We start from the raw sequence: 14,526 nt of genomic DNA, 5'->3' as shown, positions 1-14,526 counted from the left end.
CACACAAGGAGCCTTCACTCTTGCGTCCGAACGTGATCGTCGTCTTCACCGACCAGCAGCGGTGGGACACCGTCGGTCCCTTCACCCCGAACCTCGACCGGATGGCCAGGCACGGCACCCAGGCCACGGTGGCGATCACTCCGCAGCCGGTGTGCGCGCCCGCCCGCGCGGCCCTGCAGACCGGCCGCTACCCGACCACGACCGGCGTGCACCGCAACGGCCGCGTCCTGCCGCCGGAGGAGCGCACGCTGGCGCACCACTTCGGCGCGGCCGGCTACGCCACCGGCTACATCGGCAAGTGGCACCTGGCCGGCACCGAGCCGGTGCCCGAGGAGCGGCGCGGCGGCTACCGGTCGTGGCTCGGGGCCAACGCGCTTGAGCACACCTCCGACGCCTACCGGACGATCGTCTACGACGAGGCGAACGAGCCCGTCCTGCTGCCCGGCTACCGCTCCGACGCGCTGTTCGACGCGGCCGTGCGCTTCGTCGCCGATCACGCAGGCGAGCCTTTCTACCTCTTCCTGTCGCTGCTGGAGCCGCATCACCAGAACGAGACGGACGACTACCCGGCCCCCGACGGCTACGAGGAGCGCTACCAGGGCCGCTGGATGCCGCCGGACCTGGCCGCGCTCGGCGGCACCGCGCACCGGCACGTGGGCGGCTACCTGGGCCAGGTCAGACGCCTGGACGAAGGGCTCGGCCGGCTGCTCGACGCGCTGCGCAGCATGGACCTGCTGGACGACACGATCGTGGCCTACACCTCCGACCACGGCAACCACTTCAAGACCCGCAACGGCGAGTACAAGCGCTCCTGCCACGACGCCTCTCTGCGGGTGCCGCTGGCGCTGCGCGGGCCCGGCTTCGACGGCGGTGGCGCGATCGGCCGGCCGGTCAGCACGCTCGACCTGCCGCCGACGCTGCTGGACGCCGCCGGTCTTGACGTGCCCGAGGAGATGCAGGGCCGCTCGTTCCTGCCGCTGGTGCGCGACTCACGCGCCGAGTGGCCCGAAGAGGTCTTCTTCCAGGTGAGCGAGTCGGAGGTGGGGCGCGGCATCCGTACGTCGCGGTGGAAGTACTACGCCGTCGCCGAGGGCGCCGATCCGTGGGACGTTCCTGCCGCCGACCGCTACCGGGAGCAGGCGCTCTACGACCTGGAGCACGATCCGTACGAGCTGGTCAACCTGGCGGGGTACGGCTCGCACGCCGAGGTCGCGGCCGGGCTGCGGGAGCGGCTGGTGCGGCGGATCGTGGCGGCGGGCGAGGCGGAGCCGGTCGTCGAGCCGGCCGTGGCGCGGGCGGGGCGGGAGCAGGCGATGCCCGATCCGGAGGTACGGCTGCGCGGCCCGAAACCGGTCCGCTTCGGCCACCAGCCCCGCCCCTGACGGCCGCCGTACACCACTGACAAGTGCCCGCCGGGGCCCGCGCGAACAAGCGGGCCCCGCGCCTTCGGATGGGGAGGCGCGGGGCCGCCGGGGGTCAGCTCGCGGAGATCGCGGGCCCGTGGGTGTGGGTCCGGGCGTCGCCGCTGCGCGCCGTCGGCGCCGGCGGGGTGGTGCCGATCGTGCCGGTGTCGAAGGCGTAGCGGCCCGCGAGGGTCGCGATGGCGTCGGAGTTCACGTCCAGCGCCTTGTCGTTGACATTCTTGATCGTGTCGCAGGCGCTGTGGTAGCAGGGATCGAGCGGGAGGCCGGCCGTGCCGCCGAAGATCGCCGCCTCCTCCTCGGTCTTGCGCACCTCGGCCCCGGTGAACAGGCCGCCCGACGGGATGCCGACCGCGATGAACGGCCCGTAGTCGGAGCGCCCGGTGAACGCCGTCGCCGTGAAGGGCTGCCCGCGCCTGGCGAAGAACTTCTCGAAGTCCTCCTCGATCACGTCGGATCCGGGCGGCCCGGCGGTGCCGAAGGCGTCACCGTCGCCGTCGTAGATGCCGAACGTGTAGTTGGGCGAGCCGATCATGTCGAAGTTCAGGTACAGCGTGATCTTGTCCCGCTGCTCCTGCGTCAGCGAGTCCACGTAGTGCTGCGAGCCGAGCAGGCCGAACTCCTCGGCGCCCCAGAAGGCGAAGCGCAGCTGGTTCTTCGGCTTGACCTTGGCCATCTGCAGCGCGACCTCCAGGGTGCCGGCGCTGCCCGAGCCGTTGTCGTTGATGCCGGGCCCCTCCTGGACGCTGTCCAGGTGCGCGCCGAGCATGACGACGTTGTCCGGGTCGCCCTTCCTGCTCTGCGCGATCACGTTGTAGGTGGTCCTGGTCTCCACGATCGGGTCCCAGTTCATCTTGACCGTGCTGCCGGCCGCGGCCAGCTCCTGGCCGACGGCGAAGCTGGTGAAGAACGACGGGATCGTCACGCCGGGCCCGCCCAGCGTCGGGTTGAGGTCGACCTCCGTACGGCCGTCCTGCCCCTCGTTGAAGACGATGGCGGCGGAGGCGCCGGCGGTCATGGCGTTGTCCACCTTGACGCGGAAGTTGCAGGTGCCGCGCTGCATGAGCGCGACGTTGCCGGCGGTGAACCCGGCGAAGTCGCTCGCCTCGCACCCCGAGGTCGAGGAGTTCGGCGCTCCAGGCGGCAGCACGAGGTCCACGCCCTGGACGGCGCCGGTGACGCCGCCGGCGGGCGAGTCCACCATCGCGACGTAGTCGCTGAAGAACCCGTACGTGTACGACTTGGGCGTCCCGTTGGTCTTCTGCAGCACGGGCGGCGTGATGTAGCCCTCGAAGGTGAACTCGAAGGGCTGGATCGTCACGTCGTACCCGGCGTGGCGCAGTTTGCCCGCCACGTAGTCGCGGGAGCGGTCGAAGCCGCGCGTCCCTGAGACGCGGGTGTTGTCGTTCGCGGAGGCGATGGCCTGGAACGCCTTCAGGTGCTTCTTGACGTTCTTGCCGGAGACCGCCTTGACCAGCTTGTCCACGGCGTCCTTGGGTCCGTGCCCGTGCCCGTGCCCGTGTCCGGGGCCTTGGGCGTCGGCGGGGGAGGCGATGGCCAGGGGCGACAGGGCCACGGCGGCGGCGGTGATAGCGCCGAGCACGCCCTTGCGTAAGCGGGAACGCATGCTTGCTCCTCGAACGTGGACGGTGAATCGGGTCAAAATGCGCACGTGCCCCCGAAACGTATTCATCCGCGGGGTGATAGGGAAGATTGACCGCGTATCCGTTGCATCACGGACCTGGAACGTCGCACTCGAAACGGGGAACCGCATGTCCATCGCCCTCTCGTCCACCGGCACCGTCGCCCTCGGCGGCAAGACCGTGCACCGCCTCGGCTACGGGGCCATGAGTCTCACCGGGCCCGGCGTCTGGGGGCCGCCGCGTGATCACGACGAGGCCGTCAGGGTGCTGCGCCGGGTGGTCGAGCTGGGCGTGAACTTCATCGACACCGCCGACTCGTACGGGCCCTACGTCAACGAGGAGCTCATCCGCGAGGCGCTGCACCCGTACCCGGAGGACCTGCTGATCGCGACGAAGGCCGGGTTCGTGCGCACGGGGCCGGGCCAGTGGCATCCGGTGGGGCGGCCAGAATACCTGCGGCAGGAGGTCGAGATGAGCCTGCGCCGGCTCGGCGCCGAGCGGCTCGGCCTGCTGCAACTGCACCGGGTGGATCCGCGGGTGCCGCTGGAGGACCAGGTGGGCGAGCTGAAGGCACTGCGCGACGAGGGCAAGATCGCCGACATCGGGCTGTCGGAGGTGACCGTCGAGGTGCTGGAACGGGCGCGGCGCGTCGTCGGCATCGCCAGCGTGCAGAACCGCTACAACCTCACCCTGCGCGACTCCGAGGACGTGCTGGAGCACTGCGAGCGGGAGGGGATCGTGTTCATCCCCTACAGCCCGGTCGCCAAGGGGGCGCTGGCCGGGTCCGGCAGCCCCGTCGAGCATGTCGCCAAGGCGGTGGGGGCTACGCCTTCGCAGGTCGCGCTGGCCTGGCTGCTGGCCCGTTCGCCGGTGGTCGCGCCGATCCCCGGCACCTCGTCGATCGCGCACCTGGAGGAGAACCTGGGCGCCTCGACCGTGACACTGACGGACGAGCAACTGCGCGAGCTGGGCTGAGCGGGCCGGCCCTCCCCGGACGGAGGGCCGGCCCGCATATTCGACCGGCCGTTCGGCCGGTGCCGCCGTTCGGCCGGCTCGTGGCCGGCCGAACGGTACATCCGGTCAGCCCAGGCCGTTCCTCATGGCCGTGAGCAGTTCGGCGTTCGTGGTGTCGCCGCTGAGCTCCCAGAAGAACGCGCCGCCGAGGCCCTGGTTCTTCGAGTAGCTCATCTTGCCGCCGATGGTGGCCGGCGTGTCGTAGCTCCACCACTGGTTGCCGCAGTACGCGTACGCCGTCCCGCCGACCGTGCCGGTGGCCGGGCAGCGCGTCTTGAGCACCTTGTAGTCCTCGATGCCCTGCTCCCACGTACCCGGCGCCGGCCCGGAGGCCGAGCCGCCCGGCGCGGCCTGCGAGACCCCGGCCCAGCCGCGGCCGTAGAAGCCGATCCCGAGCAGCAGCTTGCTCGCCGGCACGCCCTTGCTCTTGAGCTTCTGGATCGCGGCGTCGGAGTAGAAGTTCGGGGTCGGGATGCCGCTGTACGAGGTCAGCGGCGAGTGCGGAGCCGTCGGGCCCTGCGGGGCGAAAGCCCCGAAGTAGTCATAAGTCATGACGTTGTACCAGTCGAGGTACTGGGCCGCGCCGCCGTAGTCGGCCGCGTCGATCTTGCCGCCGCTGGTGCCGTCGGCGGTGATCGCGGCGGTGACCAGGTAGTTGGAGCCGAAGCGCGAGCGCAGCGCCGACATGACGTTCCTGAACGCGGCCGGGCCGCTGCTGTCGCAGGTCAGGCCGCAGGCGTTCGGGTACTCCCAGTCGATGTCGATGCCGTCGAACACGTCCGCCCAGCGCGGGTCCTCCAGCAGGTTGTAGCAGGAGTTGGCGAAGGCCGCCGGGTTCTGGGCCGCCTGGCCGAAGCCGCCGGACCAGGTCCAGCCGCCGAAGGAGAACAGCACCTTCAGGTGGGGGTACTTCTGCTTGAGCTTGCGCAGCTGGTTGAAGCTGCCGCGCAGCGCGCCCGCGTCCCAGGTGTCGGCGACGCCGTCCACGCTCTCGTTCGCCTGGTAGAAGCGGTCGTAGTCGGCGTAGCTGTCGCCGATCGTGCACTGGCCGTTCTGCACGTTGCCGAAGGCGTAGTTGATGTGGGTGAGCTTGGCCGCCGAGCCGCTGGTGTCGATGTTCTTGACGTGGTAGCCGCGCTGGTAGACGCCCCACTGCACGAAGTAGCCGAGGACCTTGTTGCCCCCGCCGCCTCCGCCGCCCGTGGTGGTGGCGTTGACGCTGTTGCTTTCGCCGGAGCGGTTGCCGGCGGCGTCGCGGGCGCGGACGGTGAAGGTGTAGCTGGTGGCGGCGTTCAGGCCGGTGTTGGTGTAGGTGGTGCCGGTGACGGTGGTGACGAGGGTGCCGCCTCGGTAGACCTCGTAGCCGGTGACGGCGACGTTGTCGGTGGAGGCGTTCCAGGCCAGGGCCACGCTGTTGTTGGTGACGCCCGTCGAGCGCAGGTTGCCTGGCACGGAGGGCGCCGTGGTGTCGCCGCCTCCGCCGCCCGTGGTGGTGGCGCTGACGCTGTTGCTTTCGCCGGAGCGGTTGCCGGCGGCGTCGCGGGCGCGGACGGTGAAGGTGTAGCTGGTGGCGGCGTTCAGGCCGGTGTTGGTGTAGGTGGTGCCGGTGACGGTGGTGACGAGGGTGCCGCCTCGGTAGACCTCGTAGCCGGTGACGGCGACGTTGTCGGTGGAGGCGTTCCAGGCCAGGGCCACGCTGTTGTTGGTGACGCCCGTCGAGCGCAGGTTGCCGGGCACGGACGGCGCCGTGGTGTCGCCGCCTCCGCCCGTGGGCCGCCACAGGGCCGGGACGTTCGGGGGCTCCCAGCCGGGCTGGGAGGTGTGGCTCTGGACGCACTCGTACTCGACGCCGTTGTACGTGACGCGCGTGCCCGCCGAGTAGGCCGTCCACGCCGCCCAGTCGGCGAAGACGGCCTGGGCGGAGGCCAGCGCCTGCGGCGGCGCGGCGGCCAGGGCCGTGAGGGGAAGTGCCAGCGCCGCCAGCACCGCGAGGAGCTTGCTCAGGATCTTGTGTCTCATGACGCTCCGACATCCGGTTGGGGGGTGTGAGGGGGGTGAAGGATGCCAACTATTAGGAAAGTTTCCTTTAAGTTATGAGACCGACCGTAGTTCCTGTCTGGGATGCCGTCAATATGTGAAGTCGCGCAGTAAGCCGGAGTATCGCTTCCTGGGCGGGGGCGCGTACTCGCCGCGGGTGCTGGTCCGCAGGCCGAGCGCCACCAGCGACTCGGCGAACCGGGTGGCCACGCTGACACCGTCGATCACCGGCACCGACGTCGCCCGCGACACCTCGGCGCAGAAGTCGGCCATGCCCGCGCACCCCAGCACCACCGCGTCGCTGCCGTCCCGCTCGACCGCCTCGGCGCAGAGCCGGATCACCGCCGCTCGGGCGTCGGGACGCTCCAGGTCGAGGACCGGGATGTCGCAGGCGTGCACGCCCTTGCAGGCGGTGGCGAAGCCGTAGCGGTGGGCCAGGTCCCAGGCCCGGCCCACGGTCCTGGACAGGGTCGTCACCACGCTGAAGCCGCGGCCGAGCATGGTGGCGGCGTGCATGGCGGCCTCCGCGATCCCGAGCACCGGGCCGGTGGCCAGCTCCCTGGCGGCGTCGAGGCCGGGGTCGCCGAAGCAGGCGATCACGTACGCGTCCACGCCGTCCCGCTCGCCCGCCGCCACCTCTGCCAGCACCCCCGGCACCGCCAGCGCCTCGTCGTAGTGGCTCTCGATCGATTCCGGGCCCATGGAGGGGCTGACGGCCGTCACGGTGGTCCCCGGGGACGCCACCGCCCTGGCGCACCGACCGATCGCGTCGGTCATGGCCAGGGCGGTGTTCGGGTTGATCACTTTGAGGTGCGTCATGCGGCGTTGATCCTGGGGTTGCGGCGCTCCAGGACGATCATGGCCACGAAGCCCAGCCCGCAGCCGATGAACCAGCTGTAGTCGGCGATCCAGGTCACGTCCACCGCCGTGACCAGCTTCGGTACCAGCACCGACGCGATGGCGGGCCCGCCGCTCGCGACCGTGGCCCAGATCGCGTTGGGGTTGTAGCCGCGGCTGAACCAGTAGCGCCCGCCCGGGTCCATCGTGAACAGCTCGTCCACCGACACCCGCTGCCGGGCGCAGACGTAGTAGCCGGCGATCAGGATGCCGAACAGCGGCCCGATCAGCGCGCCCAGCAGGCCCAGCGTGTAGTGGATGGCGTCGGGGTTGCCGTACCAGTTCCACGGCGTGAGCAGCACCGAGCCGACCGCCGCGATCATCCCGCCGGTGCGCCAGCTGATCCGCTGCGGGCTGACGTTGGAGAAGTCGAAGGCCGGTGAGATGAAGTTCGCCACGATGTTGATGCCCACGGTCGCGACGACGAACGTCAGGCCGCCGAGCAGGATCGCGAACGGCGTGTCGATGCGCTGCACGGTGTGGATCGGGTCGGTGATCAGCTCGCCGAAGACCGGCACCGTGGCCGACGCCGTGATCACCGTGAGCAGGGAGAAGAACAGGAAGTTGACCGGCAGGCCGAGGAAGTTGCCCCGCTTGACGGCCTCGAAGCTGCGCCCGTACCGGGAGAAGTCGCCGAAGTTGAGCATCGGCCCCGAGAAGTACGACACCACCAGGGCGATGGCGCTCAGCATCACGGGGATCGACTCGGCGAACCCGAGGCTGTCGCCCTGCGAGAGGTCCAGGCTGATGTTCTCCCAGCCCGCCTGGCTGACCAGGTAGCCGGCCAGCACGAGCATGACCACGTACACGGCGGGTCCGGCCCAGTCCACGAAGCGCCGGATCGCGTCCATGCCGCGCCAGAACACCGCCGCCTGCGCCACCCACAGGATGGCGTAGCAGATGTAGCCGAGCACGGACAGGCCGAGGAAGGTCGGCTCGTTCAGCGCCGCGGTGGCGGGCCAGAACTTCAGGAAGATGATGATGAGCGACTGCGAGGCCAGGTACGTCTGCACGCCGTACCAGGCGATCGCGATGGCGCCGCGCACGATGGCCGGGATGTTCGCGCCCAGCACGCCGAAGACGGCGCGGTTGATCACCGGGTACGGCACCCCGGTCACCTGGCTCGGCCTGGCCACCAGGTTGCAGAAGACGTTGACGATGACGATGCCCGCGAGCAGCGCGAACAGCACCTGCCAGCTGGCCAGGCCGAGCGCGAACAGGCTGCCCGCGGTCACGTAGCCGCCGACGCTGTGCACGTCGGACATCCAGAAGGCGAAGATGTTGTACGACGACCAGGTCTGCTTCTTCAGCGGGGCCAGGTCCTCGTTGGTGAGCCGGGGGTCGTAGGACGGCGGGGACGTGGTGGTGGTGGCGGGTTGTGTCATCTGCGGCATCCTTGGGGGGTGGGTTCGCCGGAGTGTTAAGTGATGGCTTAACACTTAGGTCGAATGTATGCCCGGACACCCGGGCGCTGATTGCGTCCGTGTTAACAGTTGGCGATGGGGGCCCATGGACCTGGAAGCGCTCGGCGGCGAACGTCTCGGTCGGCGGCTGCGCGAGCTGCGCGCCGGGTCGGGCAAGTCGCTGCGGGCGGTGGCCCGCGAGCTGGGCATCTCGGCCAGCGCGGTGTCCCAGATCGAGCGCGGGACGATGCGGCCGTCCGTCAGCCGGCTGATCGCCTACACGGCCGCCATCGGCGTGCCGCTGTCGGCCGTCTTCGACGAGCACGAGCCTGCCTTGGGGTCCGCTGTCTCGGGTGCCGCTGTCTCGGGTGCCGCCGTTTCGGGGTCCGCTGTTTCGGGGTCCGTGCCCGGTCTGGCCGTGCGGCGGGCCGGCGAGGTGGCGCCGATCGTGCTCGGCGGCGGGGTGACGTTCCGCCGGCTGTCGCCCGGGGCGACGCCGGACGTCGAGTTCTTCGAGTCCACGTACCCGCCGCACGCGGTCTCCACCGCCCACGGGAGCTTCCTGCGGCACGAGGGGTACGAGGTCGGGACGGTCACGGCGGGGGAGCTGACGATCGAGTTCGAGTCGGAGGTGGTCACCCTGGGGGTGGGCGACTCGATCACGTTCCCGTGCGACCGGCCGCACAGCATCGGCAACCGCTCCGCCACCGTCACGGCGGTCGCGACCTGGCTCATCGTCCACGCCCGCTGACCGCTCGAGGCGGCCGGCTCGTGGGAGCGGCGGACGGGGAGCGCGCACGGGCGCGGCCTGGTCAGGGACACCCCCGTGCTCGCCGGGGTCTGCGGCCCGGCCCGTTCCGGCTGATGCCGCGGTTCCTCGACCAACTGGCCGCCATGGGCCTCGCCGGCATGCAGAACTTCCCCACCGTCGGCCTCATCGACGGCGTCTTCCGGGCGAACCTGGAGGAGACCGGCATGGGGTTCGGCCTGGAGATCGAGATGATCCGGCTGGCCGCCGAGCGGGGCCTGCTCATCGCCCCGTACGGGTTCACCGCCGAGCAGGCGGAGGCCATGGCGCGGGCGGGCGCCGACATCCTGGTGCCGCGCATGGGCCTGACCGCCAAGGGCAGCATCGGCGCCAAGACCGCGCTGACCCTCGACGAGTCGGCCGTCCGCGTCCAGGAGATGCGTGACGCCGCCGTCGCGGTGAACCCCGACGTCATCGTCCTGTGCCACGGCGGCCCCATCGCCGAGCCCGACGACGTCCGCTACATCCAGGAGCGCACCTCCGGCGCCTCCTCGATGGAACGCCTGCCCGCCTAGGAAAGGGTCACATGCACCGCGAACCGGACTCCGTTCCCACGATGCTCTTCGACTGGGGCTCCATCAAATGGCACGTGACGCCCGGCAGCGTGCCCGGCGCCTCGTCCACGCTGGGTGAGGTGGTGATCAACCCGAACAAGGGCCACGACCGCCGCCTGCACCCCCACTCCGACGAGATCCTCCACATCATCGAGGGGGAGGGGCGCCAGACGGTCGGAGACGGCCCGGAGTTCCCGGTCAAGGCCGGTGACGCCGTCTGGATCCCCATGGGGACGCTGCACTCGACGTTCAACACCGGCCGGCGGCCGCTGCGGATCATCGCCACGTACACGCCGGGCGGTGAGGAGGAGGCGCTGCGCGACCTGCCGGACTTCGTCGAAGTGGCCCCCGGCGAGCACCCCACCTGGGCGGTCGGCCCGGCGACGTGAGCCCCGGCGCGCGCGGGCGCCGGGTCAGGAACGGGGGAAGAGAGCGCCGTCGAAGAGCTTGCGCGCGGTGCGGACGTTCGCGGCCCGCACCGCCGTCGGCGGGCTCGTGGACAGGTCGAGCTCCACCTCCACCTGCAGATGCCCGGTGGGATGCTCGACGTCCACCCGGCTGCCCGCCGGCAGCCGGGCGTGGCGGCGCGCCACCCCGTGCCCCAGCAGCGCCCCCGTCACGACGCTGATGGCGCCCAGCACCCCGATCGCCGCGTGCGGCCTGAGCGGGATGAACGTACGGGTGCACAGCGCCCCGCCGTCCCTGGGCGGTGCCACCAGCGTGGTCTTCGGCACCGGCCGGCTCGTCACGTCACCGAGCCCCATGAGCTTCCCAGCCTGCAGGCGCAGCGACTGCACCCGCTCGCGCAGCCCCTCGTCGGCGGCCAGGTCCTCGTGCGGCTCGTACCCGGTGATCCCCAGGTCCGCAGCCGCCGCCACCACGACCGGCATGCCGTTGTCGACGCACGTCACCTCGACGCCGTCGATCACGTCCACCTCGCGTCCGGTCGGCAGCAGGCCGCCGGTGGCGGAGCCCGCGGTGTCCTCGAACCCGAGTACGACGGCGGCGGCAGTCCCCGGCACGCCGGAGATGGCGGTGCCGCCCCGGTAGTCGACGCGCCCGCCGGGCGTGGGGAAGCTCGCGGTGGCCGCGCCGCCGGAGTTGAGCAGGCGGATGCGCACCTCAGTGTGCTCGCCGCCCGGCTTGACCAGCCCGCGCTCGACGGCGAACGGGCCGACGCCGGCCAGCAGGTTGCCGCAGTTCTGCGCGGCCGAGACCACCGGCTCGTCCACGGCCACCTGGAGGAACAGGTAGTCGAGGTCGGCCGACGGGTCGGCGCTCGGTGACACCACGGCGACCTTGCTGGTCAGCGGGTGCGCGCCGCCGATGCCGTCGATCTGGCGCGGGTCGGGGCTGCCCAGGGCGCGCAGCAGCAGGTCGTCGCGCTCGGCCGGGTCGGCGGGCAGGTCGGAGGCCAGGAAGTAGGCGCCCTTCGAGGTGCCGCCCCGCATCAACATGCAGGGCACGCCCTCATCGCTCACCGTCATCCGTCGCTGCGATCGGTCGTCGTCATCGGCCGCCCCCATCAGTCACCGCCGTACTCCTCCGCGCTCACGTACGTGATGCCGAGTCCGGGCAGGCGTTCGCGCAGCCCGTACCGGTCGAGGCCGAGTTCGCCCTTCTCGAACGCCTCCCGCGTCGCCGCCTCCTTGGCGGCCCGCGCGGCGGAGGCTTCGATGCCCCGCTCAAGGTCCTTCCGGGGACACACGAGCACCCCGTCGTCGTCGGCGATGATCGGGTCGCCGGGCCTGACGAGCTGCCCGCCGATCGTGACCGGCACGTTGACCGCGCCCGGCGTCGCCTTCACCGTGCCCTGCGCGCTGACCGCCGAGCTCCACGCGGGAAAGCCCATCGCCCGCAGCTCCGCCACGTCGCGCACGCCCGCGTCGATCACCACGCCGCGCACGCCGCGGTGGCGCAGCGCGGTCGCGAACAGCTCGCCGAACATGCCGTCCGTGCACGGCGACGTCGTGGTGACGACCAGGAGATCGCCCTCCTGGCACTGCTCGACCGCGACGTGGATCATCAGGTTGTCGCCCGGCCAGCACACCACGGTGACCGCGTTGCCGCCGGTCCGCGCGCCCGGCCAGGCGGGACGCAGCCCGGGGCCGAGGTAACCGGTGCGCCCGAGGGCCTCGTGCACGGTCGCGACGCCGTACGAGGCCAGGGTGTCGATGCGGTCGACGGACGCCCGCGGGATGCCGGTGACGACCACGTTCCTCATGCGAGCACGTCCGTGACCTGCGGGTAGAGCCGCATGTACGCCTCGCCCATGGTGTCGTGCGCCAGCCCCAGGTTGGGCCCCGCGTTGCGCTTGAGCTGCACGCCGCGCCGCTTGGCCAGGTCGGTGTAGTAGTCCCACATGTGCTGCTGGGCCGGCAGGCACTCCATGGCCTTGCGCTTCCTGTCGAAGACCGGGGTGATGTCGAGCAGCAGGTCCGGCTTGAAGTCGCACTGCTCGGGCTGGTGCGGCTCGAAGAAGAACACCGGTGGCGCGCCGAGCGGCGCGCCGGGCGCGTCGTAGCCGGCCGCCTGCGCCAGCACGCGCGCCTGCAGCGCCATGCGGGCCGCCGCCGGATGGTCGCCGTTGTACGGGTCGGCCAGCGGATGGGTCAGCACCACGTCGGGTTCGAGCTCCCGGTAGACGCGGACGAGCCGGTCGACCAGCTCGGTGCTCTCGATCAGCGGGTAGTCGCCGGCGTCGAAGAACTCGATCTCCGCGCCCAGCGCCGCGGCGGCGTTCTGCGCCTCCTCGCGGCGGATCGCCTTGATCTCGTCGAGCGTACGGCCGGCCCGCCACGCCTTGGCGGACTCGCCGCGTTCGCCGAAGCTGAGGCAGACCACCTTGGCGCGCTCGCCGCGGCTGGTGGCGAGGGCTATCGCGCCGCCCGCGCGCCAGACGAAGTCGCCCGCGTGGGCACTGATCACCAGAAGGGTGCGGGATGAGGTCTTTGCCGAGGTCACCCAGCCGACGCTAAAAGCCGATCGGCGAGATTGTCAACACTTTCGCTCGCAATCCACGCGGAGCTGCCGACTCTGGGCGCTATTCTTGGGCTGAATATGGACAATATTGTCAACAACAGGGAGTGTCGGAGCAGGAAGGACGTCCATGCAGGACCCTCAGGTCGCGCTGCTCGGCTACGGTGAGGTCGGCCGCATCCTGGCCGCCGGACTCGCCGGACGTGTCCGGCTGCGCGTGTACGACCCGGCCTGCCCGCCCGGCGGACCGGCGTCCGGTGAACTGGTCGCGTCCAATGCCGCCGCCGTACGCGGGGCCGACGTCGTCATCGCGGTCACCACCGGGGCCGACAGTCTCACGGCGGGCACCGAGTCGCTGCCCCACCTCAAGCCCGGCGCCCTGTACGCCGACCTGTCCACGGGCGCGCCCGGCGACAAGCGGCGCCTGGCCGAGGTGCTGGAGCCGGGCGGCGCGGCCGTCGTGGACGGGGCGATCATGGCGCCGATCCCGCTGCGCGGCCTGGCCACGCCGGTCCTGGCCAGCGGGGAGCAGGCGGAGCGGTTCGCCGCGTTCGCCGGCGCGTACGGCGTGACCGTGACGGCGATCGGCGGCGCGCCCGGCGACGCCGCGGCCCGCAAACTGCTGCGCAGCGTGCTGGTGAAAGGGCTCAGTGCCCTGCTCATCGAGTCGCGGCGGGCGGCCGAGGCGGCCGGGCTGGGGGAGTGGTTCTGGGGGCATCTGCTGGAGACCGTGCAGAACGCCGACGAGGCTTTCATGGTGCGGCTGCTTCAGGGAGCGGGGCAGCACGGCGTGCGGCGGGTGCACGAGATGGAGGCGGCCACGCGGATGCTGACGGAGCTCGGGGTGCCCGCCACCATGACCGAGGCCACCACCGCGACCCTCGACCACGCCACCCGCGCCGGCGTCCCACCCACCCCGGACAAAGCACCGTAACGGCTGCCTGGGAAGGGGGTCAGGTTGGGCCGGCTTCCAGAGCCTTGGTGACGCTGCGCAGGTGCTGCTGCATGGCCGTCTGCGCGGCCTCGGGATCGCGGGCCACGATCGCCGCCACGATCAGCTCGTGCTGCGGCAGCGAGATCGCCGCCCGCCCCGGCTGCCGGGCCAGGCGGAACTTGTGCCGCACCACCTGCGCCCCCAGCCGTTCGATGATCGCCGCCGACGTGCGGTGCCCGGCGATGGCGCGGATCTCGGCGTGCAGGGCGGCGTTCAGCTCCGAATAGCGGTCGAGGTCGTTGGCCGTCACGGCCTGCCGCATGTCGCCCACGATCTCGCGCAGCCGCGCGGCCTGCTCGGGCGTGACCCGCTCGGCGGCCTTGGCCGCGGACAGGCCCTCCAGCACCATCCGCACCTCGGTGATCTCGACGGCCTCCTCGCGCGAGATCGCCCGGACGCGGGCGCCCTTGTTGCGCAGGATCTCGACGAGACCTTCCCCCGCGAGCTCCTTGAACGTCTCGCGCACCGCCGCCCGCGCGGCGCCGAACTGCTCGCACACGTCGGCCTCGACCAGCCGCTGGTTGGGCACGAAGTCCCCGTCGAGTATGGCCGACCTGACCCGGTCGGTCAGTGTCTCCTCCTGCGGGGACCCTGCGGTCACGACGTTCTCCCGGTGCCGTACGGACAGATCTGGTTCGACAATATTATGAACAATCCACCTGTGGTCGTGCTGGCCAGGACCGTCGCCGCGCGGGCCTGGCGCTTTGATCGTTTGGCCCCGATCTGTCGGTGCCCTCTAGTAAGTTCCCGGATCATTCGATCAGCCGGTCGCGGAG

The 14,526-nt window shown here is 71.3% G+C and carries 14 protein-coding genes; 6 read left to right on the top strand and 8 right to left on the bottom strand.

Features of this window, described 5'->3' with window-relative positions; translation table 11 throughout:
• Positions 1 to 20: 20 nt before the first annotated feature.
• Entirely contained in the window at positions 21 to 1,382 is a 1,362-nt protein-coding gene (locus ABFX54_RS10930) for a sulfatase family protein (protein ID WP_346103782.1), read from the top strand.
• A gap of 94 nt (positions 1,383 to 1,476) precedes the next feature.
• On the opposite strand, the gene ABFX54_RS10925 is transcribed toward ABFX54_RS10930, so the two are convergent.
• Positions 1,477 to 3,048: a M28 family metallopeptidase gene (locus ABFX54_RS10925; protein ID WP_346103781.1), complete on the bottom strand. Its 1,572-nt coding sequence runs from the start codon at positions 3,046 to 3,048 to the stop codon at positions 1,477 to 1,479.
• A gap of 145 nt (positions 3,049 to 3,193) precedes the next feature.
• On the opposite strand from ABFX54_RS10925, the gene ABFX54_RS10920 reads away from it, so the two are divergent.
• Positions 3,194 to 4,039 carry an aldo/keto reductase gene (locus ABFX54_RS10920; RefSeq protein WP_346103779.1) on the top strand — a complete coding sequence of 282 codons (846 nt, stop codon included), beginning with the start codon at positions 3,194 to 3,196 and terminating at the stop codon, positions 4,037 to 4,039.
• A 105-nt stretch (positions 4,040 to 4,144) separates the two neighbouring features.
• Here ABFX54_RS10920 and ABFX54_RS10915 read toward each other — a convergent pair whose 3' ends face one another.
• The 3 genes from ABFX54_RS10915 to ABFX54_RS10905 form a co-directional block, all read right to left on the bottom strand.
• Positions 4,145 to 6,097, bottom strand: a complete 1,953-nt coding sequence (locus tag ABFX54_RS10915) for a glycosyl hydrolase family 18 protein (protein WP_346103777.1) — start codon at positions 6,095 to 6,097, stop codon at positions 4,145 to 4,147.
• A gap of 108 nt (positions 6,098 to 6,205) precedes the next feature.
• The gene (locus ABFX54_RS10910; RefSeq protein WP_346103775.1) at positions 6,206 to 6,934 is read right to left on the bottom strand and encodes an aspartate/glutamate racemase family protein; all 729 of its coding nucleotides are present in this window, start codon (positions 6,932 to 6,934) and stop codon (positions 6,206 to 6,208) included.
• Positions 6,931 to 8,397, bottom strand: a complete 1,467-nt coding sequence (locus tag ABFX54_RS10905) for an NCS1 family nucleobase:cation symporter-1 (RefSeq protein WP_346103774.1) — start codon at positions 8,395 to 8,397, stop codon at positions 6,931 to 6,933. Before ABFX54_RS10905 ends, ABFX54_RS10910 begins: the two co-directional genes overlap by 4 nt.
• A gap of 124 nt (positions 8,398 to 8,521) precedes the next feature.
• Here ABFX54_RS10905 and ABFX54_RS10900 point away from each other — a divergent pair, with 124 nt between their 5' ends.
• The 3 genes from ABFX54_RS10900 (at position 8,522) to ABFX54_RS10890 (ending at position 10,166) form a co-directional block, all read left to right on the top strand.
• A complete protein-coding gene (locus ABFX54_RS10900; protein ID WP_346103773.1) occupies positions 8,522 to 9,166 on the top strand; it encodes a helix-turn-helix domain-containing protein in 645 nt (214 codons plus the stop codon).
• Positions 9,167 to 9,279: 113 nt separating this feature from the next.
• Positions 9,280 to 9,738 (top strand): phosphoenolpyruvate hydrolase family protein, encoded by a 459-nt coding sequence (locus ABFX54_RS10895; protein WP_346103771.1) that lies wholly within the window; start codon positions 9,280 to 9,282, stop codon positions 9,736 to 9,738.
• An 11-nt stretch (positions 9,739 to 9,749) separates the two neighbouring features.
• Positions 9,750 to 10,166: a cupin domain-containing protein gene (locus tag ABFX54_RS10890; RefSeq protein WP_346103770.1), complete on the top strand. Its 417-nt coding sequence runs from the start codon at positions 9,750 to 9,752 to the stop codon at positions 10,164 to 10,166.
• A 24-nt stretch (positions 10,167 to 10,190) separates the two neighbouring features.
• Here the strand turns inward: ABFX54_RS10890 and ABFX54_RS10885 are convergent, their stop codons facing one another.
• From ABFX54_RS10885 to ABFX54_RS10875, 3 genes are read right to left on the bottom strand one after another with little or no spacing between them, the layout of a single operon-like run.
• Positions 10,191 to 11,258 carry a 4-oxalomesaconate tautomerase gene (locus tag ABFX54_RS10885; protein ID WP_346103768.1) on the bottom strand — a complete coding sequence of 356 codons (1,068 nt, stop codon included), beginning with the start codon at positions 11,256 to 11,258 and terminating at the stop codon, positions 10,191 to 10,193.
• 44 nt (positions 11,259 to 11,302) lie between these two features.
• Positions 11,303 to 12,001 carry a 4-carboxy-4-hydroxy-2-oxoadipate aldolase/oxaloacetate decarboxylase gene (locus tag ABFX54_RS10880; protein ID WP_346103766.1) on the bottom strand — a complete coding sequence of 233 codons (699 nt, stop codon included), beginning with the start codon at positions 11,999 to 12,001 and terminating at the stop codon, positions 11,303 to 11,305.
• Complete coding sequence (locus ABFX54_RS10875; protein WP_346103764.1) at positions 11,998 to 12,741, bottom strand: PIG-L deacetylase family protein; 744 nt, start codon at positions 12,739 to 12,741, stop codon at positions 11,998 to 12,000. Before ABFX54_RS10875 ends, ABFX54_RS10880 begins: the two co-directional genes overlap by 4 nt.
• Positions 12,742 to 12,886: 145 nt before the next feature.
• Here ABFX54_RS10875 and ABFX54_RS10870 point away from each other — a divergent pair, with 145 nt between their 5' ends.
• Positions 12,887 to 13,690, top strand: a complete 804-nt coding sequence (locus ABFX54_RS10870; RefSeq protein WP_346103763.1) for an NAD(P)-dependent oxidoreductase — start codon at positions 12,887 to 12,889, stop codon at positions 13,688 to 13,690.
• A gap of 19 nt (positions 13,691 to 13,709) precedes the next feature.
• Here the strand turns inward: ABFX54_RS10870 and ABFX54_RS10865 are convergent, their stop codons facing one another.
• Positions 13,710 to 14,351: a GntR family transcriptional regulator gene (locus ABFX54_RS10865; protein WP_346103761.1), complete on the bottom strand. Its 642-nt coding sequence runs from the start codon at positions 14,349 to 14,351 to the stop codon at positions 13,710 to 13,712.
• Between the last annotated feature and the right edge of the window lie 175 nt (positions 14,352 to 14,526).

The sequence above is a fragment of the Nonomuraea maheshkhaliensis genome (genome assembly GCF_039529435.1).
In the GTDB taxonomy this organism is placed as follows: domain Bacteria; phylum Actinomycetota; class Actinomycetes; order Streptosporangiales; family Streptosporangiaceae; genus Nonomuraea; species Nonomuraea maheshkhaliensis.
This window is presented reverse-complemented; position numbering and strand designations above follow the sequence as displayed.

Excerpts from the sequence above, each read along its gene's own strand:
- ABFX54_RS10925 (WP_346103781.1), bottom strand. The coding sequence starts at position 3,048 with ATGCGTTCCCGCTTACGCAAGGGCGTGCTCGGCGCTATCACCGCCGCC.
- ABFX54_RS10920 (WP_346103779.1), top strand. The coding sequence starts at position 3,194 with ATGTCCATCGCCCTCTCGTCCACCGGCACCGTCGCCCTCGGCGGCAAG.
- ABFX54_RS10915 (WP_346103777.1), bottom strand. The coding sequence starts at position 6,097 with ATGAGACACAAGATCCTGAGCAAGCTCCTCGCGGTGCTGGCGGCGCTG.
- ABFX54_RS10910 (WP_346103775.1), bottom strand. The coding sequence starts at position 6,934 with ATGACGCACCTCAAAGTGATCAACCCGAACACCGCCCTGGCCATGACC.
- ABFX54_RS10905 (WP_346103774.1), bottom strand. The coding sequence starts at position 8,397 with ATGACACAACCCGCCACCACCACCACGTCCCCGCCGTCCTACGACCCC.
- ABFX54_RS10900 (WP_346103773.1), top strand. The coding sequence starts at position 8,522 with ATGGACCTGGAAGCGCTCGGCGGCGAACGTCTCGGTCGGCGGCTGCGC.
- ABFX54_RS10895 (WP_346103771.1), top strand. The coding sequence starts at position 9,280 with ATGCCGCGGTTCCTCGACCAACTGGCCGCCATGGGCCTCGCCGGCATG.
- ABFX54_RS10890 (WP_346103770.1), top strand. The coding sequence starts at position 9,750 with ATGCACCGCGAACCGGACTCCGTTCCCACGATGCTCTTCGACTGGGGC.
- ABFX54_RS10880 (WP_346103766.1), bottom strand. The coding sequence starts at position 12,001 with ATGAGGAACGTGGTCGTCACCGGCATCCCGCGGGCGTCCGTCGACCGC.
- ABFX54_RS10870 (WP_346103763.1), top strand. The coding sequence starts at position 12,887 with ATGCAGGACCCTCAGGTCGCGCTGCTCGGCTACGGTGAGGTCGGCCGC.